Origin of the sequence: Paraflavitalea devenefica (assembly GCF_011759375.1) — a bacterium.
Classification (GTDB): domain Bacteria; phylum Bacteroidota; class Bacteroidia; order Chitinophagales; family Chitinophagaceae; genus Paraflavitalea; species Paraflavitalea devenefica.
In genome coordinates this window covers 2,155,206-2,176,209 of the sequence record NZ_JAARML010000001.1, presented here as the reverse complement: position 1 = coordinate 2,176,209, position 21,004 = coordinate 2,155,206, and the positions used below count along the sequence as shown (strand labels likewise).

16 protein-coding genes are annotated in these 21,004 nt (G+C 46.8%); 4 read left to right on the top strand and 12 right to left on the bottom strand.

Going from position 1 to position 21,004, the window contains the following annotated elements; all coding sequences use genetic code 11:
- Positions 1–133: 133 nt before the first annotated feature.
- The 4 genes from HB364_RS08980 to HB364_RS08965 all read right to left on the bottom strand — a co-directional run bounded on the left by HB364_RS08980 (position 134) and on the right by HB364_RS08965 (position 4,266).
- Positions 134–448, bottom strand: a complete 315-nt coding sequence (locus HB364_RS08980; protein WP_167287548.1) for a DUF6660 family protein — start codon at positions 446–448, stop codon at positions 134–136.
- Between the two features lie 81 nt (positions 449–529).
- Complete coding sequence (locus HB364_RS08975) at positions 530–1,363, bottom strand: helix-turn-helix domain-containing protein (protein ID WP_167287547.1); 834 nt, start codon at positions 1,361–1,363, stop codon at positions 530–532.
- A 250-nt stretch (positions 1,364–1,613) separates the two neighbouring features.
- On the bottom strand, positions 1,614–1,952 hold the full coding sequence (locus HB364_RS08970) for a cupin domain-containing protein (RefSeq protein ID WP_167287546.1): 339 nt from the start codon (positions 1,950–1,952) through the stop codon (positions 1,614–1,616).
- A gap of 25 nt (positions 1,953–1,977) precedes the next feature.
- Positions 1,978–4,266, bottom strand: a complete 2,289-nt coding sequence (locus HB364_RS08965; RefSeq protein ID WP_167287545.1) for a polysaccharide lyase 6 family protein — start codon at positions 4,264–4,266, stop codon at positions 1,978–1,980.
- An 842-nt stretch (positions 4,267–5,108) separates the two neighbouring features.
- On the opposite strand from HB364_RS08965, the gene HB364_RS08960 reads away from it, so the two are divergent.
- From HB364_RS08960 to HB364_RS08950, 3 genes are all read left to right on the top strand, one after another.
- Positions 5,109–5,504, top strand: coding sequence for a hypothetical protein (locus HB364_RS08960; RefSeq protein WP_167287544.1), 396 nt, complete (start codon positions 5,109–5,111; stop codon positions 5,502–5,504).
- 121 nt (positions 5,505–5,625) lie between these two features.
- Positions 5,626–6,081 (top strand): hypothetical protein, encoded by a 456-nt coding sequence (locus HB364_RS08955; protein WP_167287543.1) that lies wholly within the window; start codon positions 5,626–5,628, stop codon positions 6,079–6,081.
- A gap of 62 nt (positions 6,082–6,143) precedes the next feature.
- Positions 6,144–6,881, top strand: coding sequence for an ankyrin repeat domain-containing protein (locus HB364_RS08950; RefSeq protein WP_167287542.1), 738 nt, complete (start codon positions 6,144–6,146; stop codon positions 6,879–6,881).
- A 70-nt stretch (positions 6,882–6,951) separates the two neighbouring features.
- On the opposite strand, the gene HB364_RS08945 is transcribed toward HB364_RS08950, so the two are convergent.
- From HB364_RS08945 to HB364_RS08930, 4 genes are all read right to left on the bottom strand, one after another.
- Positions 6,952–7,932 carry an alpha/beta hydrolase gene (locus tag HB364_RS08945; protein WP_208419880.1) on the bottom strand — a complete coding sequence of 327 codons (981 nt, stop codon included), beginning with the start codon at positions 7,930–7,932 and terminating at the stop codon, positions 6,952–6,954.
- 194 nt (positions 7,933–8,126) lie between these two features.
- Positions 8,127–8,984 carry a helix-turn-helix domain-containing protein gene (locus HB364_RS08940; RefSeq protein ID WP_208419879.1) on the bottom strand — a complete coding sequence of 286 codons (858 nt, stop codon included), beginning with the start codon at positions 8,982–8,984 and terminating at the stop codon, positions 8,127–8,129.
- Between the two features lie 107 nt (positions 8,985–9,091).
- Positions 9,092–9,856 (bottom strand): alpha/beta hydrolase, encoded by a 765-nt coding sequence (locus HB364_RS08935; RefSeq protein WP_167287539.1) that lies wholly within the window; start codon positions 9,854–9,856, stop codon positions 9,092–9,094.
- Between the two features lie 105 nt (positions 9,857–9,961).
- Positions 9,962–10,813, bottom strand: a complete 852-nt coding sequence (locus tag HB364_RS08930; protein ID WP_167287538.1) for a helix-turn-helix domain-containing protein — start codon at positions 10,811–10,813, stop codon at positions 9,962–9,964.
- Between the two features lie 63 nt (positions 10,814–10,876).
- On the opposite strand from HB364_RS08930, the gene HB364_RS08925 reads away from it, so the two are divergent.
- A complete protein-coding gene (locus HB364_RS08925) occupies positions 10,877–11,830 on the top strand; it encodes a hypothetical protein (protein ID WP_167287537.1) in 954 nt (317 codons plus the stop codon).
- 140 nt (positions 11,831–11,970) lie between these two features.
- Here the strand turns inward: HB364_RS08925 and HB364_RS08920 are convergent, their stop codons facing one another.
- From HB364_RS08920 to HB364_RS08905, 4 genes are all read right to left on the bottom strand, one after another.
- Positions 11,971–14,127 (bottom strand): glycoside hydrolase family 97 protein, encoded by a 2,157-nt coding sequence (locus HB364_RS08920; protein ID WP_167287536.1) that lies wholly within the window; start codon positions 14,125–14,127, stop codon positions 11,971–11,973.
- A 14-nt stretch (positions 14,128–14,141) separates the two neighbouring features.
- Positions 14,142–15,968 (bottom strand): RagB/SusD family nutrient uptake outer membrane protein, encoded by a 1,827-nt coding sequence (locus HB364_RS08915; protein ID WP_167287535.1) that lies wholly within the window; start codon positions 15,966–15,968, stop codon positions 14,142–14,144.
- 20 nt (positions 15,969–15,988) lie between these two features.
- Positions 15,989–19,126: a SusC/RagA family TonB-linked outer membrane protein gene (locus tag HB364_RS08910; protein ID WP_167287534.1), complete on the bottom strand. Its 3,138-nt coding sequence runs from the start codon at positions 19,124–19,126 to the stop codon at positions 15,989–15,991.
- A 249-nt stretch (positions 19,127–19,375) separates the two neighbouring features.
- Entirely contained in the window at positions 19,376–20,980 is a 1,605-nt protein-coding gene (locus HB364_RS08905; protein ID WP_167287533.1) for a DUF6377 domain-containing protein, read from the bottom strand.
- Positions 20,981–21,004 lie beyond the last annotated feature (24 nt).

Sequence of the window (21,004 nt, the reverse complement as noted above, 5' to 3'; positions counted from 1 at the left end):
GCTCATAGCCTATGAGCATTGAATATAGAACATTATACAGCCATTGAAAAATGTTCAGTTTCCTTCCGATGGCTACCGGAATAATGCTTCATGTTCAATAAAAATAATGTTGTAAGTTCTGGGAGAGAATAGACTAACCCAACTGGGGGGGCTGCCATACCGGAATGGACACTTCCCGGATCGTTTCTATGTAGCGGGAAGCATGGAGGGAAGCAGACGGCGGACAGGATTGTTGTATAGCAGCTACCTGGTGGTGGATAGAGAAACCCGCACAGCAGGAGCAATGACAGAAAGGAGAACAGTCGTCCTCGTGTTGATCACCGTCGGCACATTTTGACAGTTCATATTTCGCTTTGCCTTCTTTCAGGACAAGGGTACTCACATCACCGCAGGGCAGACAGCTCAGCGATAATACCAGTACGGCCATGAAGAAGGTGAGTAAACGCATGACGCAAAGATAGAAAAGAATATAGAATAGAGAAGTCAGAATCCAGAATTCAGCATTCAGAAGCACGATAAGAAGAAGAAATTACCGCTTTACAGGCATAGTGCCTTTGATGCGGCGGTAAGTACGGGAAAAATGACTGGTATCGGTAAAGTGCAACTCGGCTGCTATTTCATCCAGGGACATGCGGGTGTAGGACAGCCGGGTATCGGCCAGTTTGACCTTATAGGTGAGGATGTGCTGTTCCAGCGGAACGCCATATTGATCTTTGAAGTAAGTACTGAAATCGCCGGGCGCAATATGAAATTCCTGCGCCAGGTGTTCTATGGTCAGGTTTTCCGGTTCATAGATGTGGTAGTTGATATAGTGCAGCACATCATGTGTAATGGCATGCGGGTGTACCGCCTGCACGTAGTTGGATTCCAGTATGTTCCTGGCCACCATATTGAGCAGGGCCAGCAGGCATAAGGTGATGTTGCTGTCGGCATACGACCTGCGGTGACTGGCCTCTGACACCAGTACATTGAACAAAGCAAATACCGATATTTTATCACTCTTTAAATGGATGAGTGATTGTTTGTGTTGTTGCCCGCTATAGAGGATGAATTCCAGTTTCCTGAACTGTTCGGAAGAAAAAGGTAATACATTCCGGGTAGTCGCCGCATCAAACAGGAGCTGCTGGAACTTGATAAAATGTATGCGGGAGTGCTCTTCCAGGCAGATGGTATTTTTCTCGCCGGGGATGTGCATGAAGAGATCGCCTGTTTGGAAATGGATCTGCTCATCATTCAGCATTCTGTAGCCGCTGCCATTCTCCACAAAGACCAGTTCAAAATAATTGTTGTCAGGAAAAGTACAGTGCAGCACTTCCGTATCATACGTCACGATCTCCAGCGGCTGAAAGATATTGCGCGGCATAGTTCCTTGTTCCTTGAATGTTGAATGTTCCGGTATTCCGGCAAAAGCCGGGTATTAAATTTACAACCTTCGGTCCTTTTAGCCAATAACAGGCCCCGAAAATGCGGGGAATATTCCTGTAAACGCAGAAATAAACGCTCCGGATGTAAGAATTGTTTAATGGACACGAAAAAGCTGATACCAACGCAACCGGTTTCGCGGATAGCAGTAGAGCCGCTTTCATCGCTGGCCAGGAGGCTACGAAGTATACTTATTTCAAAAAATCTTCTCTCAGTGGGCTGAAGGCATCTATGAGCATACCGGGTTCAATACATACACAGCCATGCATTACATGAGGTGGTACATAGTAACCATCGCCCTTGCGGATGATCTTCTTTTCGGTGCCGATGGTCATTTCAAACACACCACTGTCCACATAGGTCACCTGTGAATGGTGATGCTCATGCAGGGCGCCAATAGCTCCCTGTTCAAACTTTGCCTTTACCAGCATGACCTTATCATCATAACCAAATACCTGCCTTTTGATGCCATTGCCAAGGTCTTCCCAGGGTACTTCCTGTTCAAACTGAAATTCACTGCTTTGTGCCATAGCTTGTTAATTAATTGTTTTCCTCCTAATTCACGCCCAACCGTTTTCCCTTGTCCGAAAGGAGAGGGGTACCGGGAGCCAGCCTGAAATCGAACCGGGGCAAATTAATAAATGTAGGGGTACTATGATAAATATGTTTGCCCGTTACGTTATTAAAGAAGGAGCTGATCCTGCCGCTCTGGTAAAAATTGCAATAGTCTACCAGTAATTTATCCCAGCTCATTTCCTCAAACCAGATGACCCTGCCGGCGGCACCGCTTTTATTGAATACCGAATTGGTAATGGATGCTTTTTGCACACCCCATAATTTAATAACACAACCCTGCATGCGGTTTTCCACTTCACTGAACGTACAATGGTCTATGATCACCTGCGGACCGGTAGTGCTTTCGTCATTGCCTCCGCGGTATACATTGATAGCGCCGCTGAGGTCATTGGCAAATACCGTATTGCGCACAATGAGATGTTCCACATTGTAAATACCTTTATCCTCCTTCTCCCCCGAATAATCAATGCCAGTAGCCGCATTGTTCCTGAACAAACAATCTTCCACAACTACCTTACTGGCATAGGTGCTTTTGGCGCCTTTTATACAACTGGAGCTGTTTTCATTAAAGTTGAAGAATACACATCCCTTTACGCGGAGGGAGTAATGGCCATTCATAGGACCGGTGGTAGTGCTGATGGCGGACTGTACCTCACCATAGCTTTTATAAGCGCTGTTGAATTGAATATTCTCTACAGTAAGACTTCCACCTTTTTCAATGATCATAAAGGCAGGAAGACTTTTCCCAGCTATGTTTACCAGTTCCGGCTTGTTGCCCAACCCCTGCTTAGCCCGGATGGTAATCAGTTTATTGATGATGAGGGGCCTGTCAATTTCATAGGGACCCACTTCCGTGAGTTCAATAACATCCCCATCCGCTGTCTTACTTACGATAACCGGCAGTTCTTTTGACTGAGCAAGGGAAACTGTGTAAATAGTAGCCTTGGGTATAGTGCTATCAACAGCCATATACCAGGAGGGGCCGGTGTTGCCGCCATCCAGCCAACTTAACAAGGAGAGATCGGCTCCCCGCTTACTTACCGGCAACCGGTAGGTGCCTCCGTGATAGCGTTGTGTTGTATACGTTGTTTTTTCATACACAAACCCCTTAACAGGATTGGTGAATGCCGTGCCGGCATAAGCATTACCGGAGAAGGATATACCGCCGTCTTTATTGGCATCTTCATACAAGATTTTTCCTTTAACCGGTTCAATCAGGTTATTGGTAAAGCGCACATCCTTCGGCGGCGCTGTTCTTTCCGCATCCTTACCCGCGCCGAATATGATGCTGTTGCAATTGATAAAGGTATTGTTGCTGATGGCAGCATCTTTTACCTGGTGATAGCGGCTGATAGAAGAATTGGGCACACCGTTCAATACACTGAAGGCTGAATGGAACCGTTCCCCTGCCAGGTCGATGAACAAGTTGTTGGACACGGTATGGCCCGGATTGATCACCCGTACACCACCGGTATAAGGTTTATTATTACCAATGAAGATATTATTGGCAATCTTGTTCTGCGAACCGTGTCTTAGTACCAGTCCGCCTTCACATTCATAGAACACGTTACTACTGATCTCATTGTTACCGCTCTTAATGGAAACAATCTCTGCTTCACCATTGCATTGTTCGAAATAGTTATGGTGGATCATAGTGCGGGAAGGCGTGAGTGAATACCTCGACACGCCAACACGTATCGTTTCCCCGCCATTGGCGCCCAGCGGAGAATGACCTTTAAAGTAGTTGCTGTCAATACTGTGGTAATTGTTCTGGCTTCTTTCATCGTTGAGCTCAACTATGATGGTAGGCCCGCTGTTGAGCTTATCGCCCAGTACGCAATGGTCAATACGGTTGTGCTGTCCCCACAGGATCAGCCAGTGATCAGCATCAAAGCGTCCGGACTTGCTGTAATCTTCCATCACGCAATTGGTAAACCGGCAATGATTGGCCAGTTGCTGTTCTTTATTGCGAAACTCTACCACGGCGCCCTCTCTGGCATATCCATTGGTGAAATGAATACCGCTCACCGTAACATAGTTACTACCAAAGCGGATAAAGGAATTACCGGTAAACTGTACTTTGCCCGGTTCCTGCGCTGCAATCACCAATGGCTGTTGGGCCGTGCCGCTGGTTTCAATGATGAGCGCAATATCTTTCCATATGCCCGATCTGAGCAGGATACTGTCGCCGGGATGCGCTTTTGACAGTGCGGTATTGAGTTCCTGTTGATTGGCCACCACGATCGTGCTGGCTTTCATTTTTATCATGAACAGCAGCAGGAAGGTTGATACAATATACTTTTTGATAATAACAGGGATTATTGGGTTATTGATTATGGCGTTTGCTAACTCACTCGCCAAATTAATAATTCGCGCTACAGGGCGGTAGCGCCTGTAAAGCAATGTATTAACCTCATTATGCCTCCACTCAGCGTCAAAACAGGGCTAAAAAGCGCACTGGGGTTAGGTAGACTGTATGCTAAAGGGGGCTCTATCCTATTGATTCTGTGTAAGTCCCCTACGCGTATAGCACCAGCACTGTAGTGTAAAGCGCACTGGGGAGACCATTCCAGTGCAAGTCGGAGAGCACTCCAGTGCAAGTATTATAGGGCAAAGCCGCGGTATGGGTACAATCCAAGCGTGATAAAGGGTTAATTAAGAGGAGATTATCAAGGGTTAGCCTGCCAAACAATATAGTGATTGCTTATCCTGCTCGAAGGAAACCCGAACAAGGTCCGGCGCGAAGGCTTTTGTCTGCTGCTGAAAAGAGTTGCCTAAAACCAACAGCACCTGGAAATTTTCCGTATACTTGAACAGGTAATAATCACCTCTTAACCCTTTGCGTGAGGACTTATGAAATTTCTTTTATTCACTATCATCCTATACATATTGGCATTTATTAGCGCGGGTATATCTTCAGAAGTTAGCGTTGTAATAATAGTAATCCTACCTGTTTTAGGAGCGATACTTGGTCTGGCACTGACACCCTGGTATAACGGCCCTTTTTCGGAACGCCTGGCCAAAGGCTGGAAGCTCTCGTTTCCTGTTGTGGCCATTTGCTTTATGGCCAGTTACTGGTATGAAATATTTTCTACTTATATCCGGTACCAATGAAGCTTTTCTGGAAAATATTATCCCTGCCGTTGATAGCTGCTATCGTCTACTGTTGTATTGTTCTCGGGCTTATTGGGACAATGGAAGGCTATCACCCCCTTTATCCGATGATCGACACACAACATCCGAAAGGCTACTCGATCTCCGCATTCAATAAAATCAAGCCCGGCGATCCGGCTGATAATGTGTTTTCACTGGTCGGCCCACCGCTCTATTCAACAACAGACAGCTTAACGATGGAAACTACCCTGTGGTACACGGCAGACGGAAGATTACTCAAGCTTGCCAATAGCAACAGGGGTTACAAAGACTTCGCATGGTACCGTTCTATATTAAAACTTGATAGTACAAGAAAAGTAACTACCATTGATAAAGGATGGAGTAATGATTAGATTCCATTTCCGCAGAGTCCCCTTCGGGAGACTCTGCGGGGAAAATGAGACAATTTTAAATATTTAACCCGGGATACACTTACCCAATTCACTAAACTTATAAACCCACCCTTTTTTAACCATGAGCTTATACACCATAGACGTAAAGAAATACAAAGCTTATTTTTTTCAAACCCTGATCACCAATATAGTTATTACCACAGGAACTTATATACTCCTCAAAAATGGGATCTATATCCTTTCGGGGTTTGACCCCGGCAAGAAATTAACATCGCCTATTTTATTTGCCATGATCATACTGGCAGTAGTACATGGTCAACACCAGAAGAAGCAAGTAAAAAAGCTCGAAGGCATCAGCAACTTTGAAGATAGAGTAACGGCGTATGAAAAGATATACAAATCGAGACTATTGTGGTTTTTCTTTGCCTGTTTTATTTCCTGCTTCCTTGCCATACTAACAGGACGTTATTTATTTTTCTACTATGCCATTTTTGACATAGTATTTTCTCTTCTTTGTTACCCTAATTTGCTCCTGTTCAAACGTGAACTAAAGAATGAGGAAATAATATTTTATTAACCTAACTATAGAAAACTCCGCCATTATTATCTTTCATTTTTATACCTCTAAACAAAAGAAATATGTCTAAACCTATCTTCACATTACTACTATTGCTTGTATTTTCCTGCTCCCTGTCGGCCCAAAAACTTTTAGAAGCCATAGAAGCGAAAAACTATGAGGCTGCTGAACAATATATAAAGGATGGTGAAAAGGTAAACAAACCCAATAAACAAGGACAATTCCCACTGTGGGCTGCCGTATGGAACCAGGATACTAAAATGGTAGAACTGCTGTTAAAGAACGGCGCCGATGCCAAACAAAAATTCAAAGGCAAAGCTGGAAGGTTTGGCTGTCTTGAAATAGCGGCGCAGGAAGGACTTTTAGAGATTGCCAAATTGCTGGTAGAGGCAGGTGCTGACCCTAATGAAGGAGACCTTCACGGTCAGACCCCACTCCGGATCGCTGCCCGAAATGGAAGGATTGAGTTAATAAAATATTTTATCTCCAAAGGATGTGAAGTAGATACAAAAGGAGACGATGGCGCTACTCCACTGGAAGCTGCAGCCAGTAAGGGACACCTGGACATTGTTAAACTGTTACTGGAAAATGGCGCCAATATCAACCACCAGGATAACGATAAAGATTCTCCTTTGGGAGAAGCTGCCAAACATGGTTTTATAGATGTAGTAGACTTTTTATTATCAAAGGGAGCAGATACCAGCCTTAAAAATAAAGACGGACATACCCCCGAAGCACTGGCCAGGATTTCCGGGCAAGCAAAAGTTGAAGAATTATTGAAGCAAAAAGCAAAGGGTTAATAAGATTTTACGACAAACAGGCCGTCCCTTGTGGAGACGGCCTGTTCTTTTATAGATAATCTATCCATCATTACTCAGCTAAAGCCTTCTTCAGTGCAGCGGCGGCTTGCAGTGTTGCTGTTTGAACCGCCGGAATGTGGGCCAAAGGATTCAGTAAACCATAGTCGTGGATGAGGCCATTGTACCTTGTTAAGGTTACCGGAACACCAGCCTGGTCCAGTTTACGGGCATAGGCTTCACCTTCATCACGCAGTACATCATTTTCTGCAGTTTGTACCACAGCAGGAGGCAATCCTTTCAGTTGATCCAGCGTGGCCTGCAAGGGAGAAGCATAAATCTCTTTACGTTTGGCAGGATCGGTAATGTAATTATCCCAGAACCAGATCATCATGTTTTTGGTCAGGAAGCGGTCGTTGGCCATTTCATTGTAAGAGCCGGTTTCAAAATTAGCATCGGTCACTGGCCACAGTAACAACTGCAATTTAATAGCCGGTCCTTTCTTATCCTTCGCCATGAGCGATACTACTGCTGCCATGTTACCCCCTACACTGTTACCGGCAATGGCCAGGTTCTTTCCGTTTACACCAATCTCGTGCCCATGTTCTGCCACCCATTTGGTAGCGGCATATATCTGATTAATAGCTACCGGATACCTCGCTTCGGGTGAGGGAGTGTAATCAGGAAATACAGCCACAGCACCACTTTCCACTACCAGGTCACGCACCAGCCTTCTGTGGGTAGGATAATCGCCCAACACCCATCCACCACCGTGAATGAAGATGAATACCGGTGCATTGGCTTTTACCCCAACAGGTTTTGTAATGTGTATGTTGACGGTTTGTCCATCCTGCGTAATTTTTCTTTCGCTTTCTTCAATACCTGAGTAATCCACTTTTACGGATTGCTGTGCGCCGGTAAGCACCTGACGTGCCTCTGCCGGACTCATCTGCTCAATAGGTTTACCACCACCTGCATTCAGTGCTTTCAGGAACTGCTGTACCTGTGTAAAGATGCGGGGATCATTTTCTGCTTTGATACTTGATTGTGCCATGACTAAAGAATTAATGTTAAGAAATAAGATTGCCAATAATGTGAGGCGGAGCATAATGCGTTTCATGTTGTATCTTTTTTTACTTGTTTGCTAATTTTGATACAACAAAGTTATTTCGCCGGGGAGGCGTTAAAAAGGGCAAAAGGGCGACAAGAATTGTACTTTTTTCCCCACAGGGGAGTTATTAGCAGGACTTAGGCTTCTTCCGTTTGCATGAATTGCTTCCTGAAAACAGCCGGTGTAGTACCCAGTTTACTGGTAAACAGGCGATTGAAATAAGCGGGATCATCATATCCCAGGTTGTAAGCCACCTCTTTAATGCTCATGGATGAATAGGCCAACAGGCGTTTCGCTTCCAGCAGAATGCGGTCTTTAATAATGTCATTGGGTTGTGTGAGGCGCAGGCGGTTGAATTTTTTAGAAAGTGTTTTGGGCGCCACGGCCAGCAGGTCGGCATAGTCAGTTACACTGTGTTTTTCCCGGAAGTGGATCTCTACCAGCCGGCTGAAGGTCCTGAAAAATTCCAGGTCCTGGGCCGGTGTGGTACTCAGGTGGCTCAACTGTTGCTTTTTCCAGGCACGTGTAGTGCGGATGATGATCTGCTTTAAATAGGTACGCACCATTTCTTCGCGGGATGACTCCTGCGATGCCAACTCTTCCATGATGTACTGAAAAGCCTGGCTGATGAAGGGGTCATCAACGGATGGCAGTTCTGTCACAGGTATTTCATAGATATTGTTGAAGAGCAAGCCATCGCAGGCTACTTCTTCATCATGGATCTGCACACAGTAGAAATCGCGGTTGTAATACATGCAATAACCGGATGCCTTCCCGGCCTGCTCCAGGTGCAGGTGCTGATTGGGATGAATACAGAATAAACTGCTTTTTTTAGTGGTGTAATGCTTGAAATCTATGGTTAATGAATAGCCGGCAGGTACGTAGATAATTTTTATGTAAGGCTTGTACTGAGGGCCATTAATGGTCTCCTGGTTGTCTTTATTGATGGTTACAATACCCAGCTTTTTGTAGTTGGACTCAAAATACCTTTCCATACGATTCATTGTTACGCGCATTCAAACTTACATAAATTATACTTACCCATTAATGCCGAAACTCCGGCAGGTTGTGCCGGAGAGTCCGCGGTAAGGTAAAAACCTATTTACTTTTTTCCTACTGCTTTGGCAGCTTCTATAATAACTGCCGCCACTTTTTCGGGTTGTGACATGAATACCACATGGCTTCCTTTTACTTCAACGCTCTTTGTATTGGAACGTTTGTACATGTTGCGTTGTATTTCGGGCACAATGGCTTTGTCTTCTGTAGCGACCACTGCAAAGGAGGGTTTATTTCTCCAGGCGGCGTTGGTAACGGGCGTTGCAAATGCTTTGGCATGAAAGGCGCCCTGTGAGGCATACATAAATTCAGCCTGTTCTTTAGGAATGTCGGCAGCAAAACCCGCATGATATTTGGATTTTTCGAAGTAAACAATTCCTTTATCGTCCGGAGGCTGAATGCCGTTCTCTGCAGCCGGTTGGGCTGTCTGAATCCATTGTAACCCTGATTCTCCTTTATCGGGCTGAAAGGCGGCGACATACACCAGCGCAGCTACTTTTGGATGGTTACCGGCTTCGGTAATAACAACACCTCCCCAGGAGTGGCCTACGAGTATTGTGGGACCACCCTGCCTGTCGAGCGCCAAATGAGTGGCTGCCACATCATCTTCCAGTGAGGTAAGGGGATTCTGAACGATGGTAACATTATATCCTTGTTTGGTCAATGCGGTATACAATGCTTTCCAGCCTGAACCATCTGCGAAGGCTCCGTGCACGAGTACTACATTTTTAATTTGCTGAGCCTGCAGATTACTATTTGAACCAGCGATGGCGGCTGAAAGGAAACTTGCGGCGAGAAATACACTTTTCATTTTGTTTGTGTTGAATTTTGAATAATTAATTGACAACACAAAGTTGCATCAACAGGCAGGCTGAAAGAATGGGCATATTTCCCGGAATACTCTGATTATTTCCCGTCAATGGACTGCCGGCTTCGTTTTCCGGAACTCTACCGGCGACTGGCCGGCAACGCGCTTGAAGAAGGTAGCGAAGTAGGCGGGGTCTTCAAATCCCAGCTCGTAAGTGATCTCCTTCACGGTTTTATCGGTGTAAGACAAAAGTCGTTTGGCCTCCAGTATGATCCTCCCCTGGATGAGCTGCAATGGCGGTTTTTGGTTATACCTGGGGAAGATATTGGCCAGTGTTTTAGGCGATTTATTCAACTGGTCGGCATAGAACTGTACCGAATGCTCGCTACGAAAATGCTTTTCCACGAGCAAATTAAAGTGCCGCACGAGGTCAAACTGTTCCGGCTGCTCTTTTACGTCGGGTATAAAGGCAGATCTGGCCAGCCTGGTAATATCAATGATCAAACGTTTTAACAATACCAACAACATTTCACGCTGAATGGTGTCCCGGGTTTTGAATTCGGCAATAAAGAGGTTGAGCAGCCATTCCATTTTTTGATGGGTGGGTTCATCCAGGGGAACGAATACCTGGTCGCCTGCCGCAAACAGGAATCCGACACAACTGACCTCCGCATCATGATCAACAATACAATAAAATTCCCTGTTGAATTGCCAGGCCGTAACGGTCATTGGATCTTCAAAAGAAAAGGACTGGTCAAACATCAGGGGCAGCACAGAACGGGGCCTAAAAGTGTATTCTTCGCCGTCTATGTTAACCGTTTGCGCTTCTCCCCGGTTCCAGACAATGGTAAAGTATTTATTGCCTTTGTCGCGGCTATAAAAAAGCCGGTCAAAAGCAGGCTCCTCACTGACCAATAACAGGTCTGCGCCGGTTTTCTGATCACTCACCGATAGTTTCATGCTATTAAGGTAATTAATTCATGGGTTATTATTATCTTCTTGCTGCAACGGTCATATTATATTATGAAACAATTCATCAGCAGGTTCGGCGGCATTATCATCGGTTCTCTGTATGGTCTTTTATTCCGGCTATCCATGGGAAGAGAATTTGGAGACCATAAGTTTACCGATCTCTTCTCCATAACATTTATCTGGATAGTACCTATTATCATTGGTACTATTCCCATGCTCTTTGCCACAAAAGAAAGACTGGCATCCAACAGCTATCGCCTGGGCGCGCCGGTTTTAACCGTTTTCCTGTTTTTCATCTATTGCTTTATAACCCGGATTGAGGACCTCATTTGCATTATAATTATTGCCAGTCCCTTTTTACTGGGGGCCGCTGTGGGTGGATATGTTTTTGCCCGGGTTATACTACATCACAGGAAGAAAAAAGGAATATTGTATTCCATTTTCCTACTGCCTTTGCTTACCGGGCTTTTAGAGGGACAGCTACCGGCACCAGCAAAAACGTACGAGATCAGGACACCTATACGGATCAATGCGCCGGCAGCAAAGATCTGGGAAAACGTGATCAGGGTAAAAGAGATCAGAGAGGACGAATACTCAAAAGGTTTTTTCCATTATGCAGGTATTCCAAGGCCCTTGTTTGCTGAGCTTAACAAGGATACTGTTGCCGCTACCCGGACCGGGCATTTTGAAGGCGGACTTACTTTCAGGGAAACCGTTACCCACTGGGAACGCCATAAGAAAGTATCTTTTAGCATTGAGGTGATACCCGGCACTATCCGGAATGCCATTTTCGACCAACATATATTGAAAGGCAATCATTTCAGGTTTCTGAATGCCTCCTATGAGCTGGAATGCATCAATGATCAGGAAACTGAACTTACGTTGATTTGTTCTTACCAACTTACTACCAGGGTCAATGCCTACGGATCATTTTGGGGCAACACGCTATTAACCGACTTCCAGGAGCGGCTATTGGCAGTTATCAAACAAAGATGTGATGAATGAATGTGGAAGACTCTGCGAAGAAGGGATAAAGAATAACCGCAGCTAACGTGGAAAACGCCCACAGGAACGAAAGCGTCCGGGCGGATTAAGCTTACACGTTAATATTCCTATTGAACTCCACGTCGCTGCGGTTAAGGCCTTTATTTGGCTATATACTTTTTATATTGCTTTGCATTCGCTGCCGCCACTGGCTTAATATGCACCGCTGCACCGCCTCCCGCCGCCAGCTTCAGCTTTAAGGTGCTGTTACTGTCTACCAGGAAGGATTCTATCTTGTATGCTTCGGGATTCGTTTTCCAGTCAGCTCCCGGCGCATCGCCATAGATCACGGCCACATATGGTAGCCCTTTATCCAAGAAAGTGAGCGGCACCACTGCCGTCCGGCTGTTTTCATCAGTAATAGCGCCCACAAACCAATCGGCTTTGCCTTTCTCCTTACGCGCTATACTGATGTAATCGCCCGGTTCCGCTTCTATGATCTTTGTATCATCCCAGTCTACCGCCACAGCTTTGATGAACTGAAACGCATCAGGTTTAGCCTCATAATTCTCCGGCAGGTCGGCTGCCATTTGCAACGGGCTATAGATGGTAACATATAAAGCCAGTTGCTTTGCCAGGGTAGTATGCATCTGCCTGTCTGGCGCATATGATGTATATCCCTTCATGTTGAAAATACCTGGCGTATAATCCATCGGTCCACCCATGAGCCGCGTGAAAGGCAATATGGTTTCATGTTCCGGCGCGCTGCCATTACTAAAAGCATTGTACTCATTGCCCCTGCCAGCTTCGCTGGCCATCCAGTTGGGCCAGGTACGGTGCTGGCCGGTGGGCCGCATGGGTTCATGCACATCAATGGTGATCTGATGCTGTGCTGCTTTTTGCGCCACACGCTCATAATGGTTTACCATCCACTGTCCGTCGTGGTGTTCACCACGGGGAATGATCTTTCCCACATAACCGGTTTTCACGGAATTGTAGCCAAACAGGTCCATAAAACGGAAGGCAGTATCCAGTTGTCTTTCGTAATCGGTGGCTGAGCCGGAAGTTTCATGGTGCATAATCATCGCAACACCTTTGGAAGCAGCGTAATGCGTGATCTCCCGTACATCAAAATCGGGATAGGGGGTAGTGAAGTTGAATACATTTTCTTTCCAGTTGCCAAACCAGTCTTCCCATCCTTTGTTCCAACCTTCTACTAAGACAGCTCCGATACCATTGGTTGCTGCAAAGTCAATGTATTTTTTTACATGGGCGGTATTGGCGCCATGCCTTCCATTGGGGATCAGCTTACCATTAACCCCAACACTATCAGGGAAATCAGAATAATTCCAGGTAGCCCTGGCGGTCTGCATTTCCCACCATACGCCCACAAATTTCATAGGCTTTATCCAGGAAGTATTGGTCAGGGTTGTTGGCTCGTTCAGGTTCAGTATCAATTTCGAGGCCAGGATGGCTGTGGCTTTATTACTCACAATAATGGTTCGCCACGGCGTCTTGCAGGGGGCATGCAGGTAGGCTTTATTACCGGTGGCATCGGGCACCAGCCGGGATGACAAGGAATAACCAGCCTTGTTTACCTGCAATTGCATAGCCGGGTAGTTGCTCAGAGCTGCTTCGTGGATATTGATGTACAGGCCCTCCCTGCTCTTCATCATGAGGGGTGTTTGTACCGCATACGGATCGGGCGCAGTACGTACAGCAATATCCGTGGAGGCATTGACCATTTTGGTATTGTCTATTTCACTGAGCGCGGAAGTAGTGTAGGGGTATTCATTGGTATCGTAATCGCCCGGTATCCAGAATGCTTTATGATCGCCGGTAAGGTTGAATTGTGTCTGCTCTTCCGTTACTATAAAATATTTCAGGTTGGGCTGCAGCGGAAATTCATACCGGAAGCCAACACCCTCTTCAAATACCCGGAATATAATATTGAGTAACCGGCCGGGGGCCTTTCGCTGGCGCAGGAACAGGGTCAGTTCCTCACACTGGTTACGGATGGTATTTACTTCGCCCCATACCGGCTGCCAGGTTTCGTTGATGGAACGGCGGCTGGTATTCAGTAATTCAAAATCTTTATAAAAAGTACTGTCATCTGCCAAAGAGAATCCCAGCTTCGAGGCAAGGATCACCGGCTGCTGATCAAACTGTACGGTATAGACGGGCGTTCCTCCTGCATCCAATAATACCTCCAGCTTTACCTTGTTCATGGTGACTGATAAAGGGTTGGTGGATTGCGCAGCCACACGAGGTACCAGGATCACCAGGAATATATAACAATTGATTTTTTTCAATAACATGCTTATCTGTTTTATCAATACCCGGGATTTTGTTGTCCGGCCATTTTGGGGTTGGAGTTGAGTTCTGTAATAGGGATCGGCCAGGCATAAGATTTATTGCTCCAGTCAAATGGAGCGCCATTGAGGGCCCTTGCGGTGACATAGAACTTAGCTTCTGATTCTCCGATATGCCAGCGGCACACGTCGAACCACCACTGCGCTTCATTGAAGAATTCGGCCCAGCGTTCATAGTATAGCGGGTTATTGCCCAGTACAGGATCATTCGCTTTTTTGGCCATGGTCTCTGCCGTGAGGCTGGCATAATCTACCGGAGAAGGCGTATTAACAGGATACCCATAGGCGCGTCTTTTTACTTTATTCAGGTACTCCACCGCAGTAGTTGCTTCGGATGAATTGGCACAGGCTTCTGCATATAAAAGGTACACATCGGCCAAGCGCAGGATGTAGATATTGGCAGCATCTGCAGGACCCACGTTGTTGATGTCATTGAAGATGGGCGCATATTTACGGAAGCTCCAGCCGTATTGCTCATTCAGGTTGGCATCACCGAAGATATAGGAAGGCCTTGCCACCGGGTACCAGTTGGTGCCGTCTCGCTTTACCGAATCGAGCCAGGGTTGTAAGGTGTTTACATATAACCGGGGATCGGCAGTCTTATCAGTTCTTACCGCCATTGCTTTTGCCCTGTATAGGGGGTCCATGGTTTTCTGGGGATTCCTGTAAGTAGCCGGCTTGCTGTTGTCAAATTCGGGGTTATTGACCAGCGTGTAAGTGCCTTCACCATAACCAAAGCGTAGTACGTTCTTATCGTGCAAACCGATGTTACCACCATAACCAAGCGGCAGGGAAGATTCTTCTTTACCATCCAAACCAAGCGCATAAGGCGGGAAGATCAGGCCATTGATAGAAGTAGCATTGGCGGCGCCACTGTACACGCCATAACCACCTTTGGAATCCTGGTCAATGTTCAGCTCGAACAATGATTCTTCATTGAATTCATTGGCGCTGATACCGATGAAGGCATCGCGGTACTTAGCGTAAGGCATGAGGCTTTTACCACTGTTGTCAATCACTTCTTTCAGTACGGTCTTTGCTTTTGCCCAGTCTTTGCGGAATACATAAGCTTTGCCCAGCAGGCCTTTGGCCGCCCACTCGGTTACGCGGCCCACATCATTGCCGGTCCATACTTTTCCTTTGAGCAAGGTAGCAGCCTGCTGGAGGTCGCTTTCAATCTGCGCCCATACAGCATTGATGTGCGCACGGGATTGTTGTGTAGCTTCAAAGCCTGCCGGCAATCCTTTAAAGAGGGGCACACCCATGGTATCTTTGGCAGTGGGGCCTATAACATTATCTTCTCCATACAGGTTCTCCAACTGAAAGTAATAATAAGCACGCAGGAAGTAAGCCTGACCACGTATCCAGTCTATTTTCGGTTTATCGGCCTCTTTTGCATAGTTCTTTTCAAAGAAATCCGCACCTGCCAGCGCTACATTGGTATTCTTTACGCCGGCATACAAGGCGGTCCATACCCCTGATACAAATCCATTGGCCGGTTGCATATTGCTTACGTCTATAAAGCCCAGCCAATCGGGATCGGAATGGGCCGAACTACCGGCATGGGTGGCATTGGCCATCATTTTGGTGAGGTAGTTGAATCCGAACAGGTGCTGATCCCTGAGATTGGAATAGCAGGGCGCCAGTACACTTTCGAGATCGGCTATGCTGGCCGGATAGTTACCGGTAGAATATTGGTCTTTCGGCCCTACCAGGTCGGGGTCCTTCTTGCAGGCCGTTACGGTTACAGCGGCCAGAAATATGATGGAAAATAGTTTGTTGTACATATCACTAAGTTTTGAGGGCATTAAAAAGTAATGTCAAAGCCTACAGAGAAGATCCTGTTCTGCGGATACTGTGGTACGGCATCCACCCCTCTGGTAGTTACTCCTACGGTGGTGCCTACAAAACCTGCGGCAGACTGAATGGAATAAGCGCTGCCAATTTCAGGATCCACACCGGAATAGTTCGTGATCACAAACAGGTTGTTGGCCATTCCAAAGATGCGCGCACTCTGGATACCTGCCCGGCGCAGGATATCGCTGGTAAAAGTGTAACCCACCTGCAGGTTCTTCAGCTTGAGGTAACTGCCATTCTCCACGAAATAGCTGTTCACTGAATTGTAATTGCCATTAGGATCTATCGTACCATCGGGGGCCGTGATACGCGGCTGATTGGTAAGACGATCGTTGCCAAAGAAAGAAGCATTGAAGATAGCGGTGGTGGTATTGCCATCGGAGAAGCGCGATTGCTGGTAAGCTTTTACACCGTTGAACAGGTCCACACCAGCTACCCCATTGAAGAGCATGGCTACATCAATCCCTTTCCAGCCAAGGCGGATGTTGGCGCCATATACCAGTTTAGGATTGGGATTACCGATCACCTGCCGGTCATCAGCAGTAATGTTACCGTCCTTGGTAAGGTCTTCGAAAATAAGATCACCTGCATGCGCTGCTTTACCATTCACCTTTTGACCGGCGGCGGCGGCATCTGTCTGGAAAATGCCCAGCACTTTGTAGCCATAGAAGGAACCAAATGGCAGACCCGCTTTGGTAACGGTGAGCGGAGCTGTACCCATGAGGTTATAACCACTCTGATCGGAGTTGTTGAAATAATTGCGGCCATCATACAGGGCATCATTGGTAATACCGTTCAGGTCCAGTACCTTATTCCTGTTGAAGCCGGCGCTTATACTTATATCATAACTGAAATCGCCTTTTTTATCCTTATACCCCAGCAGCAGGTCTACCCCTTTGCTGCTTACCTGGCCAATGTTTACAAAGTAAGGGGATATATAACCCGAACTGTTGGGCAGCGGCAGGGCATAGAGCATATCTTCTGTTTTCTTATTGTACCATTCTGCCGTGAAGTATAATTTTCCATTGAGCAATTCAGCATCTATGCCGATGTTTGTCTCGTATACCGTTTCCCAATGCAGGTTGGGATTGGGAATGGCATTGATGGAATTGGCAATCACCAGTGGTGCGCCGGGGGCAAAGTTCTGTCCACCGTTGGCGATACCACTGGTACCATTGAACTGTGCATAGGAAGCGAGGTAATAATAAGGAGGAATATTGCTATTACCCAAGGTGCCGTAGCTGCCGCGCAGTTTGAGCACATTGATGAAGTCTACGTTGTCTTTGAAGAAGCCTTCATCGCTGATGTTCCAGCCGGCAGACACAGCGCCAAAAGTACCCCGCTGCCTGTTGGGACCAAAGACGGTGAAGTTGGCATCCTCACGCAAAGAGCCGGATATGTAATAACGGCCATCGTAATTGTAGTTGATGCGTCCGAAGAAGGATTTCACCAGGCCATTCGGATCGTTCTTACCAAAGGTGCTGATGGCCGAGTTGGAAGTTTGGATGAAGGAGAAACCAGGCAGGCCCACTGCACTCATGGTAGTGCTTTGGTTATTCCATTTGGAAACGATCTGCTCAAAGCCGGCCACCGCATTGATGTTATGGTTGCCAAAAGCCTGATCATAGGTGAGCAGGTAGTTGGTGAGCAACTGGCTGCTGCGGATGCTGGACTTGGTCAATGAATTGGAAGTAGGTGTACCAGGGCCAAAGTTGGGATTGTCCTGGAAGTAGTCCTGTGATTCATCATAATAATTGTACCCGATATTGGTACGGAAGGTCAGGTTCAGCGGCAGCTTCACTTCTGCGTATACATTCGCCTGGATATTGTTGCGGAAGTTCTGGATGTCTGCTGCGTTCACTACACCCAGCGGATTGGGGCCGCCAAAGTTGATACCATATCCCGACGGTACCGAACCGATACGACCATCCTTCTCATAGAAAGGGATGATCGGCAGGGAGCGGAAAGGCGCGATCTTGAGCTGTGATTCCACCTGCCCCAAGGGAGCTGTCTTGCGCCTCGATACCGCCAGTTGTTCCCCGATCTTCAGGAACTTGCCCAGCTTATAATCTGTATTGATACGGGCGCCGCCGATATTGGAATAGTTCCGGATGTAGATCCCATCCTGTTTGTTGTAGAAACCGGAAAGCAGGTAACTCACCACGGGCGAAGAACCGGATATCGAGAGGTTATAATTTTGTTCTGTTCCGTCGCGGTACAAGGCATTTGTCCAGTCTATATCGGCCAGGGTATCCGTCTGCGTAGCATTGGCAAAATAAGTGGGGTGCAATACATTCTCCATTCTGATGTATTCCGCCTTATTCAGCAGGGTGATCACTTTGGGTTTAGTGACCCCAAAACGCGCATTGAAGTTGATGGTGGGTTTGCTGCCGCTGCCTTTTTTGGTAGTGATAACGATCACACCGCCTGCCGCTGCAGAACCATAAATAGCCGTAGCGCTGGCGTCTTTCAGGATGTCGATCGTAGCAATGTCCTGCACATTGATGTTGTCTGCCGGTACCCGTATCCCGTCTACAATATATAGCGGACCGGGCTGGTGCAGGGACGACAGTCCCCTGATGATGATGGTAGGTTGTGCATCGGGCTGACCTGTATTCTTAATAATTTCCACGCCGGCAGCCCTGCCTTGTAACGCTTCTGTAACATTGGTAACGGGCAGGTTTTTGAGCTGCGTACCAGAAACGGAAGATACGGAGCCGGTCACATCTTTCCGACGTTGGGTGCCATACCCTACCACTACCACTGCGTCAATGGATTTAACGGAGGGCTGCAGGGAAAAGTCTACCACTGTTTTGGAGCCGATGGCTACTTCGGCTTCCTGGTATCCTACATAAGAAACAACCAGCGTGGTGGCAGACGCCGGTATGGTGATCCGGAAGCTGCCGTCGGCGCCGGTACTTACCCCGGTTTTGGAACCCTTCACGGCAACGGAAGCGCCCGACAAAGGGGCATTTTTTTCATCTGTAATAGTACCTGTAATGATTTTGTCCTGAGCCCGGACAACCTGTAGTGTCAGCAGGAAAAGAAAACTACAAAGGAATTGCGGTAGCAATCGTTTTGTTTGCATGGCAGTAGTTTAAGATTAAGTGATTATATCGTCAGGTGATGGCTTATGGGTAAGTATAGTACCCGTTTAGGATACCAAAGAAACAGGCAGGAGCAAACGATTCCAACTTATATAGGGAAAGTATAAGAAATAATGCCCTCCAGGGGATGAAGGAAGATTATTAATTATTGATTACTAATTGTTTGCTATCACATTAATTATTACACTATATAATGAAATTGAGCCCTGAAAAGGTCATAAACCATCCACTCAGAGGCTCTTGATCTCCATGATCCGGTGTTCAAACTCTTCGTTGGGGATTAGGGATTTGTTCTTGATCCTGGTTTTGTAGGTGTTGATGGTATTGACCGAATATTCGAGGATGCGGGCAATTTTTTCACTGTCATGAATACCCATGCGGATGAGGGCAAAAATGCGGAGGTCGGTATTCAGCAGCTCATTTTCTTTTAGCTGTATCTTGTTTTCGGGGGCAAATAAGGCATTAAATTCTTCAATAAAGTGAGGGAAGAGTTTGAGGAAGATGCGGTCGAAGTTGCTTAACAGTTCTTCTTTTTCCTTCTTGATATTGATGGTATTGGCCAGCAGGCGTATTTCCTCCAGTTTGCGGTCGTTCACTTTCACCTCCAGGTTCTTTTTGAATTTCTCCATTTTGGCATAGAACTCAGAGTTGCCATTAAAGAAATAGCCAATGTATTCGTCTTTGAATTTGTTGGCTTCAGACAGTTTATTGTTGATCTCCTGTTGCCTGCTATTGGCTTCCGTAATGATCTGCTGGGCGATCTTCAGTTTGCGGAGTTGCCGGAAGATGATGATGATGAGCGCCACCAGCACTCCCAGCAGCAAGGTTACAATAGCCGCGTAGGTGATGAGGGTTCTCTTTTCATTTTCCACCCGGTTCATTTTTTCCGCTTCGATCAGGGGCAGGATAGCGCTTACCTGTATTTTCCGCTGGCGGGCGCCATAGGAAAAGGCATCGTTCAGAGCCTTTTCTATGTAGGTGGAAGCGCTTTTCAGGTCACCCTGCTTAAACAGCAGGGAGGACAGGTTAAAGATAGCAGCGGTTTCTTTGGTAGAGGACTTGATGTCTGCTATGGCCGCCTGGGTAAGCAGGTGAATGGCCGTATCTGTTTCCCCGAACTGGATATAGTTATCACTGAGGGTGGAAGCGGTGAGGGCCAGTTCATGATGGGTGAGCGATGGGTTTTGCATGAGGAGCTGAAAGTAACGTCCTGCTTCCTCCCGTCTGCCATTACGAATGTGTTTGAGCCCGCTGTAATAGTTGAAAGCAAAAGAGGATGGCGGAAATAATTGCAGTGCCAAATCAATATATTCAGTTCCCTTTTTGATATAGGCCGGCGTATGGTATTGGTCATTGTCATAATCGGCCAGGTCATAATAATAGCGGGCCATGAGGGAATAATATTCGGCCTTGAGGCTATCGGGAAAATGGTCGAGGCGGATGGGTTGCAATGAATCATAGGCTTCCTTAAACATACCGGAGGAAGTGAGGATAAAGCCGAGCTTCATACGTGCCAGGTCGCTGCGCAGCGGATCGCCCAGGAGGTCGGCCGTTTGCTGCAGCTTACGGGCATAGTTGTAAGCAGAATCATACCGGAAGATCTTGTATTCGTCATATAACTGTAAGTAGAGGTTGAAACGGGCAGGAAGGTCAGTGGCAGGGATCTTACCGGCCGATTGTTTTAATTGCTGAATGGCCTGCACTTTTGCCTCATCATACCGGGCAGCTTCGCTAATAACCTTGTTCAGTTCCATCAGCAGGCTATCTGTTTTGGTCTGGCACCGGACGGTAGCACCAATAACAAGCAGTAAACAACAAACAATCCATTGCTTCATATGCAGCCAGTAAGGTTACCGGTA